The sequence below is a fragment of the Pandoraea pulmonicola genome (assembly GCF_000815105.2).
Classification (GTDB): Bacteria; Pseudomonadota; Gammaproteobacteria; order Burkholderiales; family Burkholderiaceae; genus Pandoraea; species Pandoraea pulmonicola.
The window spans coordinates 1,059,978-1,078,817 of the sequence record NZ_CP010310.2 but is presented as its reverse complement, the minus strand read 5'-3'; the positions used below and the strand labels follow the sequence as shown (position 1 = coordinate 1,078,817).

At 59.7% G+C, this 18,840-nt stretch carries 16 protein-coding genes; 3 read left to right on the top strand and 13 right to left on the bottom strand.

Features of this window, described 5'->3' with window-relative positions; genetic code table 11:
- Genes fliR through flhA form a run of 3 tightly spaced genes read left to right on the top strand, consistent with a single transcriptional unit; the run spans window position 1 to window position 3,994 of the window.
- Window positions 1-780 (top strand): flagellar biosynthetic protein FliR, encoded by a 780-nt coding sequence (gene fliR, locus RO07_RS04835; RefSeq protein WP_039408541.1) that lies wholly within the window; start codon window positions 1-3, stop codon window positions 778-780.
- Window positions 767-1,897 carry a flagellar type III secretion system protein FlhB gene (gene flhB / locus RO07_RS04830; protein ID WP_039408539.1) on the top strand — a complete coding sequence of 377 codons (1,131 nt, stop codon included), beginning with the start codon at window positions 767-769 and terminating at the stop codon, window positions 1,895-1,897. The genes fliR and flhB overlap by 14 nt, the downstream gene beginning before the upstream one ends.
- 6 nt (window positions 1,898-1,903) lie before the next feature.
- Window positions 1,904-3,994 carry a flagellar biosynthesis protein FlhA gene (flhA, locus tag RO07_RS04825; RefSeq protein ID WP_039408537.1) on the top strand — a complete coding sequence of 697 codons (2,091 nt, stop codon included), beginning with the start codon at window positions 1,904-1,906 and terminating at the stop codon, window positions 3,992-3,994.
- Between the two features lie 334 nt (window positions 3,995-4,328).
- On the opposite strand, the gene RO07_RS04820 is transcribed toward flhA, so the two are convergent.
- The 13 genes from RO07_RS04820 to RO07_RS04760 form a co-directional block, all read right to left on the bottom strand.
- The gene (locus tag RO07_RS04820; protein WP_039408535.1) at window positions 4,329-5,468 is read right to left on the bottom strand and encodes a CfaE/CblD family pilus tip adhesin; all 1,140 of its coding nucleotides are present in this window, start codon (window positions 5,466-5,468) and stop codon (window positions 4,329-4,331) included.
- Between the two features lie 531 nt (window positions 5,469-5,999).
- Complete coding sequence (locus tag RO07_RS04815) at window positions 6,000-6,926, bottom strand: flagellar motor protein MotB (protein ID WP_052267023.1); 927 nt, start codon at window positions 6,924-6,926, stop codon at window positions 6,000-6,002.
- A gap of 23 nt (window positions 6,927-6,949) precedes the next feature.
- The gene (gene motA / locus RO07_RS04810) at window positions 6,950-7,801 is read right to left on the bottom strand and encodes a flagellar motor stator protein MotA (RefSeq protein ID WP_039408532.1); all 852 of its coding nucleotides are present in this window, start codon (window positions 7,799-7,801) and stop codon (window positions 6,950-6,952) included.
- A 108-nt stretch (window positions 7,802-7,909) separates the two neighbouring features.
- Window positions 7,910-8,761 (bottom strand): CgeB family protein, encoded by an 852-nt coding sequence (locus RO07_RS04805; protein WP_039408528.1) that lies wholly within the window; start codon window positions 8,759-8,761, stop codon window positions 7,910-7,912.
- Window positions 8,762-8,883: 122 nt separating this feature from the next.
- Complete coding sequence (locus RO07_RS04800; RefSeq protein WP_039408525.1) at window positions 8,884-9,786, bottom strand: flagellin N-terminal helical domain-containing protein; 903 nt, start codon at window positions 9,784-9,786, stop codon at window positions 8,884-8,886.
- Between the two features lie 128 nt (window positions 9,787-9,914).
- Entirely contained in the window at window positions 9,915-10,670 is a 756-nt protein-coding gene (locus RO07_RS04795; protein WP_039408523.1) for a glycosyltransferase family 2 protein, read from the bottom strand.
- A gap of 13 nt (window positions 10,671-10,683) precedes the next feature.
- Complete coding sequence (locus tag RO07_RS04790; protein ID WP_039408520.1) at window positions 10,684-11,622, bottom strand: hypothetical protein; 939 nt, start codon at window positions 11,620-11,622, stop codon at window positions 10,684-10,686.
- A complete protein-coding gene (locus RO07_RS04785; protein ID WP_237171376.1) occupies window positions 11,619-13,112 on the bottom strand; it encodes a glycosyltransferase family 2 protein in 1,494 nt (497 codons plus the stop codon). Before RO07_RS04785 ends, RO07_RS04790 begins: the two co-directional genes overlap by 4 nt.
- 169 nt (window positions 13,113-13,281) lie before the next feature.
- The gene (locus tag RO07_RS04780; RefSeq protein WP_039408518.1) at window positions 13,282-13,515 is read right to left on the bottom strand and encodes a tautomerase family protein; all 234 of its coding nucleotides are present in this window, start codon (window positions 13,513-13,515) and stop codon (window positions 13,282-13,284) included.
- Between the two features lie 126 nt (window positions 13,516-13,641).
- A complete protein-coding gene (locus RO07_RS04775; protein ID WP_039408516.1) occupies window positions 13,642-14,322 on the bottom strand; it encodes a thiol:disulfide interchange protein DsbA/DsbL in 681 nt (226 codons plus the stop codon).
- 147 nt (window positions 14,323-14,469) lie between these two features.
- Window positions 14,470-17,151, bottom strand: a complete 2,682-nt coding sequence (locus RO07_RS04770) for a TcfC E-set like domain-containing protein (protein ID WP_039414313.1) — start codon at window positions 17,149-17,151, stop codon at window positions 14,470-14,472.
- 90 nt (window positions 17,152-17,241) lie between these two features.
- On the bottom strand, window positions 17,242-17,745 hold the full coding sequence (locus RO07_RS04765; protein WP_052267020.1) for a CS1 type fimbrial major subunit: 504 nt from the start codon (window positions 17,743-17,745) through the stop codon (window positions 17,242-17,244).
- A 57-nt stretch (window positions 17,746-17,802) separates the two neighbouring features.
- A complete protein-coding gene (locus RO07_RS04760) occupies window positions 17,803-18,720 on the bottom strand; it encodes a fimbria/pilus periplasmic chaperone (protein ID WP_084072437.1) in 918 nt (305 codons plus the stop codon).
- Between the last annotated feature and the right edge of the window lie 120 nt (window positions 18,721-18,840).

The window sequence follows — 18,840 nt, the reverse complement described above, 5'->3', positions numbered from 1 at the left end:
ATGGAGGCTTTCATGCTCGCCGCGCCCGACATGCTGGCGCGGCTGTGGTGGCCCTTTTGCCGGATTCTCGCCGCCCTGAGCGCCGCGCCGATCCTGGGGGAAGCGGTGGTGCCGGCACGCGTGCGCGTCGCGCTCTCCGTGTTGCTCTCCGGCATCGCACTGCCGGTCTCTCCGTCGACGGACATCGATCCCGTCTCGCTCTCGGGCGCCGTGCTGGCCGCGCAGCAGATCCTCATCGGCCTGCTGTTCGGAGCGACGCTGCACCTGGTGCTGGCCGCGTTCATGGTGCTGGGCTATCTCTTTTCATCGCAGATGGGACTCGCGATGGCAGTCATGAACGATCCGCTCAATGGCAGCTCGTCGGACGTGATTTCCGGCGTGCTGTACCTACTGTGCATTCTGCTCTTCTTCGCGATCGACGGGCATCTCGTCGTGACACAGATTCTCTACACGAGCTTTCGCGTATGGCCGGTCGGACATCCGATAGATCTCATGTCGCTGCGCCCGCTCGCGTATCAGGTCGGGTGGCTGCTATCCGCCGCCATGCTGCTCGCGATCCCGATCATCTTCTCGTCGTTGGTCATTCAGATCGGCAACGGCTTCACGTCGCGGGCCGTGCCCACCATCAACATCTTCTCGCTCGGTTTCGCGGTCACCATCATCTTCGGCATGCTCATGCTGGTCTATCTGATCAGTGTGATGCCCAGTCATTACGTAAAGATGTCGGAGCACGTGCTGGGATTGCTGGAGCAGCATCTGGGAGCCACTGGTGTCAGGTGAATCCGGCGACAAGACCGAAAAACCGTCCGGGCAGAAGCTGAGCAAGGCGCGCGGGAAGGGGCAGGTGCCCCGCTCGCGCGATCTTGCCGCGGCCGTCGGACTTCTGGCCTCCCTTCAGTTGATGATCATGCTCGCCCCGGGTTGGCTCGACGATTTCCGCGCGCTCTTCGCCGTCGCGTTCGCCGACCTGAGCGGCCACGGCAGGCTCGACGACGCCTGGCACATCGCCGTCGGCGCGGCCATGCGCATGCTCATCGCGATACTGCTGCCCCTGTTCGCCATTCCCGCGTGCATTGTGCTGGGCTCGCTCTATCCGGGCGGCTGGGTGTTCTCGAAGGAAGGCTTCATGCCCAAGTCGAGCAGATTCAACCCGATTCAGAATCTCAAGCGCCTGATGTCGCTCAAGCACTACGGGACGTTCGGTATCTCCGTACTCAAGGTGGCAACGCTGATCGCGACGCTCTGGTTTGTCATGAACCAGTCCATTCGGGACTTCCTGCATCTGCAGAGCAAGACACTGGCGGAGGCGATTCGTGGCGGCACGTCGCTGACCTTCGATGCGTCGCTGGTCATGGCCGCCGTGCTGGTCGTTTTCGCTTTCCTTGACGCCCCGTTTCAGAAACTCATGTTCCTGCGCGATCAGCGCATGTCGAAAAAAGAGGTCAAGGACGAGCACAAGAACAACGAAGGCAGCCCCGAAGTGAAGAGCCGGTTGCGCCAGCTCCAGCGTCAGGCCGCACACCGTGGGCTGCTCAATTCGGTTCCCGGCGCCGACGTGGTGATCGTCAACCCGACACATTACGCAGTGGCGCTCAAATATGACGCGTCGCGGGCCGAAGCGCCGTTTGTCGTTGCGAAAGGCGTGGACGACATGGCCATGGTCATTCGACGACTGGCGCGCGAGCACAACGTCGAGGTTCTCACGCTGCCGCCGTTAGCCCGTGCGATCTACAACACCAGCCAGGTCAACCAGCAGATTCCCGCGGCACTGTATCGCGCCGTGGCGCAAGTGCTCAACTATGTCATGCAGCTGCACGCTTTCCGGCAAGGTCAGCGGGGCCTGCGCCCCGACAGGCCGTCCCATATCGACGTTCCGGAAACACTCGTCAATCGCTAACCCGTCATGAATTCAATGTCTCGCCTTCTCGCCGATCTGCGGCAGACCCGCCTCGCCACGCCTGTGCTGCTGCTCGCCATTCTGTCGATGGTGATCCTGCCGTTGCCGCCGGTGGTGCTCGACGTGCTGTTCACGTTCAACATCGTCATGGCGATCGTGGTCGTCCTGGTGAGCGTATCGGTCAAGCGACCGCTCGACTTCTCGGTGTTCCCGACCGTCATCCTGGCCTCCACACTCATGCGACTCACGCTTAACGTGGCGTCCACGCGCGTCGTGCTTCTCAAGGGTCACGAGGGCACCAACGCCGCCGGTCACGTCATCGAAGCATTCGGCAAAGTGGTCATCGGAGGGAACTTCGTCGTCGGCGTCGTGGTGTTCATCATTCTGATGATCATCAACTTCGTCGTGGTTACCAAGGGCGCCGAGCGCATCTCGGAAGTGTCGGCACGCTTTACGCTCGATGCATTGCCGGGCAAGCAGATGGCCATCGACGCCGATCTCAATTCCGGGCTCATCAACCAGGAGCAGGCGCAGACCCGCCGGCGCGACGTAACCACCGAAGCGGACTTCTACGGCGCGATGGACGGCGCGTCGAAGTTCGTCAGAGGCGATGCCGTCGCCGGCATCCTGGTGCTGGTCATCAACCTGCTCGGCGGTCTGGCCATCGGCATGGTGATGCACGGCCTGAGCTTCGGCGACGCCCTGCGCCAGTACGGCTTGCTGACCATCGGTGATGGCCTCGTTGCGCAGATTCCATCGCTCCTGCTCGCCGCGGCGGCCGCCATCATCGTCACGCGGGTGAGCGACACGGGCGACTTCGAGAAGCAGGTCGGCCGGCAGATGCTCGCCTCGCCGAACGTGCTCTACAGCGGCTCGGCGGTCATGCTGATACTGGCGATCATCCCGGGCATGCCATGGGTCAGCTTCGCGGCGTTCGCCGCCTTGCTCGCTTATGTCGGCTGGCGTGTCAGTCGGTACGTTCCGGCCGAGCAGGACGACGCCGACATGCAAGCCGTGGAATCCGCGCTCCGGGATGCCACGGTAAGCGCGCTGGACTGGGACAGCATTTCCCGTACGGAAGTCGTCGGCGTCAAACTCGGCTATCGCCTTGTGTCGTTGATCGACAAGGACAAGGGCGCTCCGCTCACACGTCGGGTGGACGGCATTCGCCGCACGCTGAGCGACACAATGGGGTTCCTGATCCCCGAGGTTTCCGTGCGCGACGATCTGGGACTCGAACCGTCGCAGTACGCGATCTGCCTGCATGGCGTGGAGATTTCCCGGGGCGAGTTGCACAGCGACATGTTGATGGCGATCCCGTCGCCGACGACGTACGGCGACCTCGACGGTATTCCCGCCGTGGAGCCCGCCTACGGGATGCGAGTCACCTGGATCCGTCCCGAGGACAAGGCGAATGCGCTCGGCATGGGGTATCAGGTGGTGGACGGGGCATCCGTATTGGCAACGCATCTGGACAAGCTACTGCGCGAGCACCTGGCAGAGCTGTTTTCCCACGACGATGTCGCCGCCGTTCTGCAGCGCCTGGGGCAGTTCGCTCCCAAGCTGCTCGAAGCGCTTGAAAAGGTGATGACGCACAATCAACTTCGCAAGGTCTTCCGTACGCTGCTGGGCGACGGTGTCTCGATCAAGAACATTGTGCCCGTCGCCACCACGTTGCTCGAGAATGCCGAGGCGACCCAGGATCCGATTCTGCTCGCCGCCGAGGTGCGATGCACATTGCGTCGTGAGATTGTCGGGAAGATCGTCGGTACCAGGAGGGAGATCCCGGTGTTCAATGTGGCGGGCGAACTGGAGGGTATGTTGCTCGCTTCGCTGAGCCAGGCTCAGCAAACGGGGAAGTTCTCGCTGGACAACTTCGCCATCGCCCCGAACCTGCTCACACAACTGCAATCGAACATGCCGGCCATCGCCGAGCAGATGAAGATACGCGGTTCGACGCCGGTTTTGCTGGTGCCGCCGCAACTGCGCCCGCTGCTCGCGCGCTATGCACGAGTGTTTTCTCCCGCGCTGCACGTGCTTTCCTACAACGAGATTCCCGAGCATCACACGCTCGACGTAATGGGGACGCTGGGTTGAGCGGTATCGGCACGGGTCAGCCGATACCGCGAGTGGAGGTGCTCATCGCGATAAAGGCATGTCGGCGCAGGAATCGACACCGCTCGGGCATGGTCGAATCTCTGGCGGGAAGATCCGCCCGGCACACGGATGCATCTGAGATGCGGGAGGCGCTCGATCTGGGAAGGCCGGATCGACATGCGCCCCGCGCTCGACGGTGCTGCTAGCTTATAGACGCAGGTTTCTCATCTTGCCAAGGGCAAAGGAGGTGCTTCATATGTCTGGACGCGATGCGTGAGTCACCTCGGAACGGCAATCCATGTCGTGTGTATAGGCGCGTAGAACCGCCGCATCGCTATAGACTCTGCGCCGACGGGGAGAAGATTATTCTGAGCTTCCCCATGTAGCTGCCCGCACGTTTCTCTTTGGCGTTGAATTCCGGCGTCTCCAGCGTCAATGGCATCGGCTTGCACACGACGGGAACCGGAATGTTCGGCAGATACACAGACCTGGCTTCGGTATTGCTCCCACCTTGGAGGCGAACCGTCTCGCCATTGTTGAGTCTCCTGCGCTCCCCGTTATGGGAGTAGCTCACGTGGTAATCGATCCGCCAATGTGGTTTCTGGCCAAACATACCATCATGAATGACGGAAAACACATCCGTATCGCGCGGCGGGTCCGCGCCAATAGCCCCCTGGTCTTCGACCCTGACATCGAACCACGAACTATGCGAGCCGAAACCGTCGTACAGGCACATGTCGATATTCCGACGGCCGGTTGTGCGGCCGTCACGGCTGACCTGACCGGTTAAGCCGAGGTCTACCGTCGGTGTCGTCGTGTTGTGCTCCGGCAGGAAGATTTGGACGTTCTTCGTGTCGGTAATGGTGAGCTTGATCTTAAGGTTCACCTCAGAAACGTCGCCTCTGTCACGGCGATGCAACCTAAGCTTCCAATGTGCATCCCATATCCCTCCGGAAGGGAAACGTTTGAATTCGGTCGCCGGGATCCTCGCAAGAAGCGTCAATTTTTTCTCCTCGCACCCAGCCTCCTCGTCGAGAGCTTGCTGCTCAATATAGCCGGGCAAACCCTTATATCCCACGAATGTGACGACGTGAACCGCTCTGGAGCGACGTTCAACGAACCTCAGTCGAACTTCCGTATATGGCTTCCTACTAGTTAGGTTCCTCTGATCTACCGTTGGACAAGCTCCAACACTGGCATCTGTGTCGGAATGGCATAGGAACGTCCCGTTGGTCCAATCCTTCGGCGGGTCCAAAGCAGGATTGTTCTCTCCTGAGGCGATCAATCTGTTATCCCACAAGATGAAATCAGGATGGCCTTGCGACAGGTCGAACGCCGGTACTTCGCGATCCTCGTTTATGTCGACCGGAGCGATATCCTCAGCCAGCACCTCCCCTGTGGATAGGATGAGGGCGAGGGAAACCAGTACCGCTGATAGCAGCGGCATTAAGACGAATGCACGAAGAATTCTCATGTTGACCTCCGGCCATATAGTGAAAAGGGCCGAGAGCCCAGCAGGCTGAATTATTTCGTCTTCAGGGCCGTGTGTATGTCGGAATATTCCGGTTTTAAAGCCGGGCCAGCACCGCCCACCACGCGATACGGAAGAAAGGGCTCAGATGGGGGAATTGGTTAAGCGAACAAAGCCACTGCCAGCGCTCGCTGGGCTCCAGCGTCAAACCTAGAAGGCCCGGTGAGGTCGATCTGACTCAAGATCGCCCGGGGCGGCCTAGAGAAAGAATGGTTACCAATCCAAATACCGGGCGATGAGCGGAGTCTCACGAAGCCTAGGTGAGCCCGCAATAGAGCGCTCGCAACCTTCCAATGGCCGCTGCACGACCAACGGGCGAACCAACGGATCCGAGGCTGAGCATTGCGCAAAGTTGACGTAAGCCGAATTGGCGACCCATCTTCGTCAAAAATAGAAAAACCGACAATGCGGATTCCAGCACTGTCGGCGGCAGCACTCTATTAAAAACGCTCTACGTGCGGTTGACCTTCACGGTCAATTTGCCGAGGTGTCTGATGACTGCGGGGACTCATGATCGGCTTGAGCCGCCGTCACTCGAACGCCCGCCCCGTCCGGGCTACGTTCCGCGCCGAATCCGTGACTACGGAACATGCGACGCCACGTTGTCTCCGCCTCCTTCGTCAGCAGCAGGAGTTCGACGCGGCGATTGCTCCCATGCTCGGGATTGTCCGGGACTGCCGGCGTACTGTCGCCCATGCCGGACACTTGAAACAGCTGCGATTCGTTCAACCCGCCATCGAGCATCACCTGCCGCGCCCGCAACGCCCTTCGACTGGACAGGCTCCAGTTGTTGGCGAATGCCGATTCACCCGCATATCGGGTGGCGTCCGTGTGCCCGACGACGACGAGCTTATTGGGCACCATCGCCAGCATGGGTGCAAGGCCGCGCAACAGTTGGACGAACGGCTCGTTGAGTTCGTCGCTGCGTCGCGCAAACATGCCCTTGTCGTCAGTATCGTGAATGGTAATTCGTATACCGTCATCGGTAACCGCCAAGGCCACGTTACGCACCATGTCCAGCGCCTTCGCCTTGGCCTGGAGACGCCGCGCAAGTCTCTTGCGTGCGGCCAGCGATTCGATCGATGCGTCCCTCCCCGGACCGTCGGACGCCTTGACTCGCGATTGCGGCATCGTATCGAGCAGCGAGATCTTCCGCCTCTCGCTGCGTTGTTCGAAGATGCCAACGCCTCCCTTGAAGAAGGGGTGTCCCGTGAGTTTCGCAGCCACTCTCTGGCGCGTTTTCTCCGGCGTGGCATTGACGATCCACAAGACCATGAACAACGCCATGAGCGCCAGGGTGAAATCGGCGAATGCAATCTTCCACGCCCCGCCGTGCCTCTCGTGCTTATGTCGGCTCGATCGCTTGACGATGGTCGGACCGTGCCCCCCGTCCTTGCTCATTTCAACTCTCTTTACTTGGGGGCTTAAATGTCCATGATCCAGGATTCGAGCCTGGCAAAGCTGGGTTTGACCTCGAGCTGAATCAACTTTCGACCGGCGTCGACGGCGAGCAGCGTCGGCTTGCCCGCGACCTGCGCACAAAGCACGACTTTCACGCACTCGAGCGACGAGAGCTCGCTCTTCACGCGATGCGCCATCGCGCCGGCCAGCGGATCGAGCGCGCCATAGCACAGCAGGATGCCGATGAACGTTCCCACCATCGCGGCCGCCACCTGCATCCCGATTTCCGCGACTTCCCCGTCGATGTTCGCCATCGTGGTCACGATGCCCAGCACCGCCGCGAGAATGCCGAACCCGGGCATGGCCTCGGCCAGCTTCCCCAACGAGCGCGAAGGTTGCATCAACTCCTCCTCGATGGCTTCGAGCTCCTGATCGAGCATACCCTCCAACTCATGAGCCGTGATACGGCCCATCGCCATCAAACGGAAGTTGTCGACGATGAACGAAACGAGACGCGGCTGGTCGAGAATCGCCGGGTAGCGCTGAAAGAGATCGCTGTCATGAGGATCCTCGACGTGCTGATCCAGGGCCTTGAGCCCACCATCGCGCACCATTTCCAGCAGTTCGTAGAGCAGCAGCAACAGTTGCCGCTGAAATTCGACACCCAGGTTCTTGTGGCGAACGACCTGCTTGAGCTGACGCCATATCTCGGTCAGCACCGAACGCGAATTCCCTATCACGAGCGCGCCGACCGCCGCGCTCCCGATGATCATGATTTCAGTCGGTTGCCAGATAAGACGCAACGACCCCCCATGCAGGACGAAACCACCGAATACCCCGCCTATTACCAGCAATACACCCAATGTCAGTTGCATAGAAACCTTGATGCCCTCCCTGATGCCCTGTTAACGCCAATGCCCTTGATGCGCGCGCACGGCGATGCGAGTCGGCATACGAGGGGGAAAAACGCCGATCGGCGAGGTTCAGGCGCCGGTTCCCGGGCGCAGAAGCTCGCCCATGACCTCGGCCTGCGGTAATCTCGCGATTGTCTGTCGCGCTCTCTTTTCCAGCGCGAGTCTCGCCGCATCGTCCTTGACGAGTGCGATGCACCGGTCGACAAGTTCGTCGTAAGGCGAAGCGTCAATTCCCTGAAGATAGCGTTCGTCGACGGATGTCGTCGGCCCGACTTCGGATACCACCGCCACCCCATTCGTCATCAGGTAAAAGACGCGAACGATCTCGAAAATGTGCGAATCGAAGAAATGCATATTCAGTACGACCCTGCTCCTGGCGATGAGGTCGTCGCGCTTCGCACCGTACAGTCCCGTAACGCATACCACCTTGAGACCCGCCGCTTCGAGCCGGTCCATGACCTGCTTGCGTCGCTCGTTCACGAAGCCGTAAAACAGCACGTCGATGTCGCGCGGCATTTTGCGCGAGATGCGATTGAGCGTCCGGTGATAACCCAGGCGCAGAAGTCTGACTCGCGAACCTCCCGGCATGCCGTTCAGGAACTCGATATTCCTTGCACTGTAGTCCCACATTTCGAATCGCTCGCCAAAACCGAGAATCGCCGACTTCCATTCGGTGGCGACGCTGCCAAGAGGTTCTGTATTGACAATAACCGTGGATTCAGGGAGCGAATCCGCCACTTCCGGCGAGAGCAGATGGCAGCCGATGACGATATTCGTTGCAGCGGGATCGATTGCGTTCTCGATAAGCGTCGATTTGCGTCCGAGATCCCGCAAACCGAGGTTGAGCAACTCGCCCAGTTCGGTAAATGCCGATGAATGGAGATAACCCGGAGGACGAACGATACAGACGTTGAATTTCATGCGATATGAGGGTCGGCACCTCATCACCAACGAAAAAAGCAGCAACGCCAACCGTCAAGGTTGACGTTGCTGATGCCGTTTCGTCAGAGGTTGCCGTGCGCTGAACGCGCGGCACCCTGCGATTACTGAAGCAGCGACAGAACCAGTTGGCTCATTTGATTCGATTGCTTGAGCATCGAACCGCCGGCCTGCTGAAGAATGTTCAGCTTTGCGTTGTTGGCCGATTCCGCGGCGTAGTCGACGTCCATCACCCGGCCCTTGGCGTCGGACGTGTTCGTGATCATGTTGCGCAGGTTGTTGTCAGTGTGCTGCAGACGGTTCTGCACACCACCGATCTTCGAGCGAACTTCACCGATACTGTCGAGCGCCGTATTCAGCTTCTCGAGCACGGCACGGGCGCCATCGGCGCCCGAGATGTCCCCGCCGCTCACACCGCCGCTGAGATACATGTTCGAAGCCGCCTTCAGCGCCTCGTGGAGACCCGACAAGGCGCCCGACACGCTGAACGTCATCGTTTCGGCTTCCGTCGCACCGATCTGGAACGTCAGGCTTGCGTCGCCCGCCAGCTTACCGGCCGTCAGACCCGACGCGCCACCGGCGCCGCCGCTCGGCGTCAGCAGCTTCTGGCCGCCGTATGCCGTATTGTTCATCACGTTCGCGACTTCGTGGCCCAGTGCGTCGTATTCGGCCTGCATGTCCAGACGTTCCGTATCCGTGTACGAAGCATCTGCCGACTGCGTGGCCAGATCCTTCATGCGCATCAGGATTTTCGCCAGCTCGTCGAACGCGCCGTCCGCGGTCTGCAGCATCGAGATGGCATTTTGCGTGTTGCTCGACGCCGCCATCATCCCCTTGGTTTGCGCCTCCAGACGCGTAGCCATACGCAGACCGGCCGCGTCGTCCTTTGCCGAGTTGATACGGAACCCCGTGCCCAGACGCGTGGCCGACGTACCCAGTTGCTGCTGGGTCTTGTTGATCGAGTTTTGAATGCGGATATTGGCCGCGTTGGTGTGCAAACTAAGCATGTGTGTGTTTCTCCAAAAGCTACAAAGCGGGGCATCTGCCAACGCCCTCAACTTCATAATGCGGCGTATCACCGAAGAAACTTAACGAGCACCGTAAAAAAAACCGTTGTCGCAAAATGGCGAGTCGCTCAGATATCGTCCGCCAACGCGAGCATGGTCGCGTCGACGTTCGCCCCCAGCCGCGCGAGCGCGTCCCGCCTGGGGACGCTCAGTCCCGGCGCCGGATAGCGCGAATAGACAGACAGGTAATCGAGTCCAAAATGCGCGCGCCGGCGAGCCGACGTCGAGGTCGTGCGGTTCTCGGTCTTGTCGATGGTGACGACGTCGAAAGGGACGTGCCGACACGTTCTCCAGTCCATATTGCAGAGCAGGAATTCCCAATCCTCATGGCTGCGCATGCGCTCGTCGAACCCCCGGCGTATTGCCGAGCGCGTCATCAGATATGCGCCGACCGGAATCTGGTTGTTGATCAGCATATGATCCGGTTGCACCCCCGACAGGTCAGTCGTGGGCGCCGTTCCCTGCACAAACATCATCGAGTAATTCCCGAACACGAATGTGTTCCCGAGCACAATCACCTCGTGCAGTGCATCGATCCCTCCCGGCGACAGGAAGTCGTCGTCGTCAAGGAACATCACGTAATTTCCGGATGCCATCTGTATGCCGATGTTCCGGCTTTGCGACATTCCCCGTCGGCTCCCGGCCTTCCAGACGTATTTCGCCTTGAATTCACGTGCCACCTCGAATGCCGATCCATCAGGACAATCGTCGACGACGGTGACTTCGTACGGCAGATGGCACGCCTCCTCCACGCTTGCAAGCGCGCGCAAGAGTTTTTCGGGGCGCTTATAGGTCGGCACCACAACACTGATTTCCGGATACATGACACAACTCCGCTCACAGGCTCACGTTCAATAGCGAAAACCCCACCAACAGAGGATCCACGGCGTGATCTTCCCGGCCGAGATGCGGACGGCCAACCCGGCACCATGTGGAGACGACGGCGCAACTGGCGTCCGTATCGAGCTCGACGCCAGTGGTCGCCAACAGGCTGAAAAGACTATTCATGCAGAAATAGTCAAGACAGAGGCCGAGATAGGCGCGGCCGTAGCCCTCGCACTCCGCTCCCGGAAAAACATCGTGAAAACAACGATAGAGAAGATAGTTGATCCATCCGCGCTCATAATTCGCAAGCGCCGACGCATCCGCATGGGTCTGCTCCATCTCTCGCAGGAAGTCGACGAGATAGTCGTCGGACATCACGCGCATCTCGTTGAGCTTGAGCGACAACCCCATGGAAGCCCGCAAGCCGAGTTGGTCGATGCGCAGTGGCAACTTGCCCATGGCTCTCAGATATGAAATCTTGTAGCGCACGATGTCCGGCTGCTCGGCAAACTTCGCCTGCACTTCGCCGCGCTCAATCAACTGCAGCAAGTTCTGTGCGGCCAGCAACGGCACGGATTCGTCCCGAGACTCGTTCGCCCCGCTGGATACCATACTCAGCAGGACCCCGATGGCGTAAAGTCTTTCGGGAATCGACAAGCCATCGACCAGAAGAAGATTGATGCATCCCTGATTGGCGTTGTTCTGCCATATGCACAGCGGCTCGCCTTCCTTTCCTTTCGTCACTTCCTCATACAGATTGAGCGCATCCGGCACGAACAACATTTCTCGAGAAACCGTTTCGCACTCCAGCAACGCACTATGACGCACCTGATTGGACCAGGCATGGCTGATCAGCGCAGGCGTTTGCGCGCAGCTTCCGCACTTGCAGGTCGGAACGAGAGCACGGGCTCGGACGACGAACTCAGGGGTATAGCTTCCAATTTCGTTCATGTTTTGCTCTTGATGGGTTGGCTGGCGTCCTCGATCTTGCGTGGCGAGCCGCTGCAATCGATTTTTCGGAAGAACCCGGCAGCCAGATCACGTCCGTCATCATCATTGCTTCGATAGGCGAAGCTGGGGTAGATCGACAGCCAGCGGCCGGCCTGCATCGGGTGCAACCATAGGCGATCGGTCCGGAAGGAGGGATTGTCCGGTTGAGATCTCTGCAGCTCCAGCGACGCCGTGAGAAACGAGATCCACACGTCGTAGTACCCCCGGTTCACACCGTAGGCGACGGCTTGCGTGGCCGCATTGACCTTCAGCACGCCGGGCAGCGACTGCAGCGCCTTGCCGTGATGGAAGTCGGCGCCCAACATCACGATTTGCCACTCGATCGATCCCAACCCTCCAAGCAGGCCGTTGACGTTGTTGACGGTGCGTTCCTTGCGAACAAACTCGACGCGATCGTCCAGCAGAAGAAAGTTCCGCCAACCTTCGCGGCGGGCGCGCTCGGCAATGGCGAGGTGGTTGGCGGCGTCGTGCCTCGGATCTTCCGGATGATGCACCTCGACGTGGGCAGGATCGCAGCCCAGCGAATGCAGCGTTTCACGGAATTCGGCAAGGATCGATGGATCGGCCGAGCTATGGAGAACGACGATGCGCTCAAAGAACTCCCAGCGTACGCGCGCGCTCACGGGCGCATGACTCAAGCGTCGGTAGTGCTTGCGCAGGTGAGGATCTTCCACGAGATCGTCCAACGAAAGATCCACGCGCTCGCAATTGCCGAGGATGAAATCCTTGTCGTACGTGTTTGCGTTGTGCGATATGCAGAGAATGGCGCGACGCGGGTCCATCTGAAGCACCGGGACGCTGAAGCCGTTAAGAAAGCTTGCCTCTTCGGCAAGCTTCGCCGAATCGTCGTACCGGTGGCGCTTCAGAAAATCGCGGTGATAGGCGAATGTGCCATTCAACGCATGCCCGGGACCCCATCGGGCGCTCCGGTAAATCTTGTCTATATGGCTATACCAGAGGTAGATCTGGTCACACCCGGAAAATGGCGCATTGTGACGCTGCATTTCCGCCACGACATGGCTGATCTTGTCTGCCGGATAGTAGTCGTCGTCATCCATGCAAACGATGTACTCGCCGCGCGCCAGTTCGTTGAGCCGATTACGTTTCTGGCCCAATGTCAGGCGTTCTTCCACGTGGTAATAACGAATCAGATCCTTGTTCGAGCAGGTCGCAATCAATTGATCCACGAGATCCTGATTACTCTCCTCGGAATCGTCGAGGATGATCAGCTCGCGGCGATCGACCGGATAGTCCTGATACTGAAAGATGTAGAGCAGGTAGGGCAGGAATTCCCGACGGCGCCATGTCGGCGTGACAACGCTCACGAACGGCTGCGATGCGACGCTGGCGGGTGGTTCTCGACGCGCCATCAAGCGTGACATCAACGCAGGCATTTCCGCGCGCTTTGCGCCGGCAGACTTACGACTCACCGCAACTCCTATTGTTCTTCACGTGACATCCGGGCCCATTCTCGGCAATGACCACCGACGGGCGCAATCGGATTCGTCTGATTCGGATGGCGGGGCGGCCATCTCGTTTCCAAACGCGACGAGAGGGCATTGCCACGTCTGGCAATGCCCTCTCGGATGAGGGTTGCGGTTACTTCATCGACTTCTCTTCTCGCGCACGTAGCGCGTCGATGGTCTTCAACGTCACCTTATGACCTCCCGACGAATAAAGCCCGTCCGACACTTCCTCCACTATGACGACGGTATGCGGACGAATATATTCTCCTGCCGTTGCCGCGATCGCGTCGGTAACACCATCCATCATCTGTTGCGTCTTCTCTTGCGAAAATGCGCCTTTCAACAACTTCAAGGTGACAACAGGCATAGCTTTTCTCCAATAGGAATGCCCATCAGGGCTTTGAGGATGCCCACATCCGCAAGATCGGATTGACTCAGGAATGTGGACACATTTCACCGTACGCCAGCCCAGTGCCGAGGCCGGCGCGAACGGTTACGGTTGTCCTGAACGGTTGCGATTTCCCGGGCGGCCGCCACGCTTGTATTTCGACAGCAAGTAGTCCAGGACTTCCGCGGTTCGCTCAGGCGGTGTGCCCACCGTCACCAGCTCGTTGCCGTTGAATACGACAGCCGGTACGGCGTCAATCCGGTACTGCTTTGCCAAGCGCGCGTATTGGGCCACGGCTTTCGTGGTCTCGGGGGCTCGCAACGCCTTCTGGAAGGCGTCATCCGAAACGCCGAAGCGCTTCACGAACGCCGACTGGCTGCTGCTGGTCAGCAGGTAGTTCCGCTTCACCAGCACTTCCTCAAACACTGCCGGCGCAGCAATCGTCTCGAGCTTGAGATGCTCCAGCGCACCATAGAGGAATGCGTGCCCCTCCAGACGATGCGAAAAGGCCACAGGGATGCGACGCACCGACACGTAAGCACTGTTTCGCTTCGCCCAGGCTTGCAGTGCAGGATCCATTTGCATGCACGCCTGGCAGCCGAAGTAAAAAAACTCCATCACTTCGACTTTGCCGCTGTTGGCCGTGGTGGTTGGCTTCCCCGACTTCAACACCTGGTAATCGGTGCCGGCGACGACATTGCGGTCTCGCGCGGCCGATGGAGCGGCGTTCGAGACCAGCGCGGTACAGCCCATGGCAAGCAATAAGATCAGTTTCTTGAAAAACACGTTGATTCTCCTGTAGGGCGAAACGCATATGGACTTGCGTGGGCAGCATGTCCGCTGCCTGAGCTTGCGATCACTTGGGCGTTCGCTCAGATTCATGAAAAGTGAGGGGGCGCGAGCCTCGACTTTCGAGGCAACTACAGACGCTCATTACTTCGCCCCGCCCTTGGAGAGCACGTAACGGCGCTCCAGCACTCGCTTGACGCGTGCCTGTTGTTGGATCTCGGCGGGCAACTCGCGGGCACTGGCGACCTCGCAGCGGACTTCGCCCACCATCATCAACACGTCACGCCGATCCTGCACCTGCAGCGGGCAGCGCATGATCGATGCGCCATCGGCGACATACATGTCCGACGCCTTCCGGTCGAACTCCGCCACAAACCCGCCCGCATCGTCGAGCATTGCCGTCGGTCCATTCAGAATCACGCTATCGGCCAAGGGCATCCCGTCCGGGGACAGCGCCTGTCCGACATACGTGTAGACCACCTTCGACTCCACGGTACGCATCGTCAGATGCCCAGGGACCATAAACAGATCGCGTCGGCCAAGCCCCTCGATCACGCTCGTGGCGGCGCCACCCGCCTCGTGTCCACCCACATCCCTCACTTCCATCGTCATGGGCGAGAACGCCGGCACGGGAACCAACACGCTTTCGCCAAAGTTCACGCGCAAACCCTGCCCGCCGGGCACCGAAACCTCCGCCGCGGCGCCGCTGGTTTCCTCATGCCCGCCGACACGCACCGCAACGCCGGCCATCGGTTCGCCTTGCATGCTGGCGGCGCCGAACATGACGCCCTGTCGACTGATCGCCACCGACGACGTGTAGCTGCCCGTCAAAGACGGCGAGTTGCCGAATTGTTTGCTGTAACTGTTGACGATCGCCCCGTTGGCATTGCCGTACTTGCTGCCCGTGGTTCGACCACTCACCCGTACCGCGGCACTCGTCGTGCCGGTACCCGACAGATCGACACCGACCTCCCGGTAGGTGTTGCCCTGCCATGCCCAGTTCCGGCTGGCCGTGTAGTTCACCGCGCTCTCACGCCGGTTCGTGCGCACGTCAACGCTGCCCGACGTGTACGTCGATGCACCGCCGTCCGCCGACGCCGGTTTCGCGTGGGAAATCGAGACCCCCACATAGAAGCCATGGTCACGGGCGCGCCCGGAGTCCTGTCGGGCAAACACGCCAATGCGCGAGCTGAAGGTCACACCGCGCCACACGTCGGAACGCGAAAACTCGGCCTGCATCGCGCGCGACACCCGATTCCCGACCACGGGACGGGAGCGCGCGAGCCACGGCCGATCGTTGAAGGGATCGGCCCCGTATTGCGAAGTCCCAAGGCTCTTGTTGAACGTATAGCCGAGCATCGCCGTCCACTTTCCCAAGGGCATCGAGACGGACGCGCTAATCGTGTCGTAGGAACCCACCGTCCGATAGGCCGGCGTAGCACTCGGTCGCCCCGCTCTGACTTGATAGCGGTAGACGCTCAGCGACACGCCATTGCTCCAGGAGAGGCTTTGCGTGTTGCCACGCGTGCCGTCCGTGCCGAAGAAAAAGGCGCCACTGAGCGAAAGCACGCCGACAGGCAACGTTCGCGTCCAGGCGACCGCGGTCTCGGAAAACAGCTTTCCGCGTTGTGTCGCCACACCGCTGGTGAGCGACACGTCGCCCGGCAGCGGCACACGAACGCCTGCGGCAGCGACCAGTCCGGAGCGGGTGACATCGCCGGTTTCGGCAGCCCGACCGACCTGAGCAAACCATTGCGTCCGGTCAGACCCCGGACCACCGCCGGTCTTGGTGAACGGGCTGCTCTGCGTGCGCACCTGTACGCCGTCTTCGAAAATGCGCAGCGTGAGCAGATACGAGCCCTCGGGAAATTGGCTGGTATCGAGCGTATTGATGCCGGAGCGCAAATAGAACGAGCCCAGCAGCTCATTGCCACGATAGGCGTCCACGCGCGCATCGCGCGAGAGCAGCACCGTGACCGGAGAACCCTGCGCCGCGACAGCGGCATTGGCATACGCGAGCGTTGTGCCCGCGCGCACGCCATCGATAACGCCCGTGGGCAACATCGAAAAGCCGAAATTACCCCCCAGGCGGCTAGCCAGGTTGCGGCTATCCATACGCCCGGCCTGGGCGTAATGCTCCGCGCCCAGATCGTGGCGGTAGTAGAGATCGCGTACGCGCAGGTCGCTGCGCGCGCTATTGCCATAGCTCGTGTGTGCGAAATCCCAGTTCCCGCCAATAAAGCTCTTTTCGCCAAGTCCCAGTGCGCCGGTACCCGACACGCTCAGACTGCGATAATTCTTGCCGGCCGACACATTGAACGTTTGGTTATGTACCAGTGCGTTCTGCGTCGAAGCAGTGACCTCGTGGAATTGACTATTGGTCGTCTTCTGCCGAACCCACTCGGGGGACACAAACAGATTGAGTACGCCATTGCTCTCGTCATAAATGACGGCAGCGGTTTGCGTCTCGACGTACGAGCAGTTTGCGTTCTGGCCCTGACACGTCAAGTGGCTGTTGCGGGGCATCACCGTGGCCAGAGACTCGGCCAGCGGCTCGCTGAATTGTTCGACGTCGACAAAGTCCTTCACCGCCCGCATCAGGCGCTCGGGCTCTTCGATGTGCACCGTGTCCGGGGTGACGTGAACACGGAACAATCCAAGCGTGCGGCCCAGGAACTTGATCTCGACCCGCTCTTCGGCACCCAGTACAACCTCTTCGAACCCGCTGGGCACGCGTGCGAGCACCTGTGCAGGCATCGCGATGTCATACACCGACATCGCGCCCAGGCACGCAAGCAGGGATTTTCGAAAAGGGAACGTAGGCACGGTCGGAATCGAAATCGTTAAAAAAGTGGAGAAAAACAAAAAAGTTGGGGGAGCTTCCTCCCCCAAAGAAGATTCGTGCGGAGAAACTCCTTACTCGGCCGCGCTGGCATCCTGCGTCACCAACAGACGCACCGGACCGCTGTACAAACCGGCTTTCGCGATCGGGGCTGCAGTCTTCTGCTCGATGCTGAACTTCAGGTTCTTAGACCCCTTAGCGGTCTTGTCCGCGAAAAGGTCAGTGGCGGTCAGCTTGGTGCCCGTAATCGTCAGCGCCGTCCCATCGAGCTTCACCTCCAGCGGAATCGCCTCTGCGCTGCTATCGATCGTGTGGACCAGTTTCGGATCGGCTTGCAAACGAATCTCGATGTTCTTGTCCATTGCATTCGAGAAGACCTTGGCTTCGAAGGTTTGCGGGCGGAGCCCCGTACCCGGCATGTGCTCCATCTTCAGGTTGCTGGGCAGCGCCGAACCATCGGCCGAAAGCAGTTCGACGGTCGGGTCGATTTGGGCCGTGACGGTGATTTCCTTTTCAACAGCAAAAGCCGAGAGCGAGAAGAGTGCGGCGGCGGCAACCGGGGCAATTTTCAGAAACATAATTATTTGAAGTCCTAAGTTTTACGAAATAAACGAGCCTTTTGAGAATAATTTCCTTCAGGCTCCTGACATCTCCACGGTATTGCCGTGCACGGTGTTTTGGTGAACATCGGCAGAACCATCGAGGCGATATTTGAGCTGCCACACAGGCTTCTTGACCGAATGTGGAAGCTCCAGCGTTTGACCGGGGTAGACGCTGCGTTCTACCGACTTCCAGTCGCACTTGGCATCGGACGCGTCCGACTCGCATGCCGCGGCTTCGAGCACGGCGAGACGAACGTTTCCGGTGTTTTTGAGTGTGTTGCCCGATACCGTCATCGACGGCGAGCGCACGCCCGGCAGCACGCGGATCAACGGCGCCCATACGAGAGCGAAATCCACGTTGCTTGCAATCTTTTCGGTGGGGCCGTGCTCCTCGTCGGCATCGGGCGCAACGGGCTCGAAATTGACCCGGTACAGCTCCTCTTTCGCGGGCGTACCCAGCGCAATGACGCGCACAAGGCGAGAGCCCCCGGCAGGCAGGGCGAATTTACTCGGCGAGACGGTCACGGCGGCCTCCCCCGAACGCGGTGCATCCTCTTCCGTTTCCTGCGCCGTGGCGGGATTGATCACTCGCTTGACGACCACCTTGACGTATTGCGTCGCATCGGAGCGGGAGTGCACGCGAAGTTGCGATGCGCTCGAAACCTTCGTGTCGATGGAACTGCTCATCGGCGAGATAAGCATGTTCGCTTGCGCTGTCGAGCAAACCGCCGACAGCGCGAACAACGATGCGCCAATGAGCGCATTCGCCACACAACCTTTAGAGATAGGGATTAGCATGATTTCCAGGCTTGCAAAAAATGGCAGACTCGGAAATGTCATTGGCCGATACGCAGCCACTGCTAATGAAGCCTTGAGGCAGTCAAAAATGACGAATGTCCGAGGACGCGCAACGAGATGTGCAAAGCAAACAGGTTCTTTCTGAGTTTGCATTGCGCCTCACCACAGACACGAATTATGGTCAATAGCGGTTACACCGAATATCGGACACTTCTTATTTTTGACTCGGATCGCCGGTTGGTCGCGATGTTGCCAAGCGGGGGAGTGATGCGG

Coding starts and splice junctions, on each gene's coding strand:
- fliR (WP_039408541.1), top strand. CDS start 1: ATGGAGGCTTTCATGCTCGCCGCGCCCGACATGCTGGCGCGGCTGTGG.
- flhA (WP_039408537.1), top strand. CDS start 1,904: ATGAATTCAATGTCTCGCCTTCTCGCCGATCTGCGGCAGACCCGCCTC.
- RO07_RS04820 (WP_039408535.1), bottom strand. CDS start 5,468: ATGAGAATTCTTCGTGCATTCGTCTTAATGCCGCTGCTATCAGCGGTA.
- RO07_RS04815 (WP_052267023.1), bottom strand. CDS start 6,926: ATGAGCAAGGACGGGGGGCACGGTCCGACCATCGTCAAGCGATCGAGC.
- motA (WP_039408532.1), bottom strand. CDS start 7,801: ATGCAACTGACATTGGGTGTATTGCTGGTAATAGGCGGGGTATTCGGT.
- RO07_RS04805 (WP_039408528.1), bottom strand. CDS start 8,761: ATGAAATTCAACGTCTGTATCGTTCGTCCTCCGGGTTATCTCCATTCA.
- RO07_RS04800 (WP_039408525.1), bottom strand. CDS start 9,786: ATGCTTAGTTTGCACACCAACGCGGCCAATATCCGCATTCAAAACTCG.
- RO07_RS04795 (WP_039408523.1), bottom strand. CDS start 10,670: ATGTATCCGGAAATCAGTGTTGTGGTGCCGACCTATAAGCGCCCCGAA.
- RO07_RS04790 (WP_039408520.1), bottom strand. CDS start 11,622: ATGAACGAAATTGGAAGCTATACCCCTGAGTTCGTCGTCCGAGCCCGT.
- RO07_RS04780 (WP_039408518.1), bottom strand. CDS start 13,515: ATGCCTGTTGTCACCTTGAAGTTGTTGAAAGGCGCATTTTCGCAAGAG.
- RO07_RS04765 (WP_052267020.1), bottom strand. CDS start 17,745: ATGTTTCTGAAAATTGCCCCGGTTGCCGCCGCCGCACTCTTCTCGCTC.
- RO07_RS04760 (WP_084072437.1), bottom strand. CDS start 18,720: ATGCAAACTCAGAAAGAACCTGTTTGCTTTGCACATCTCGTTGCGCGT.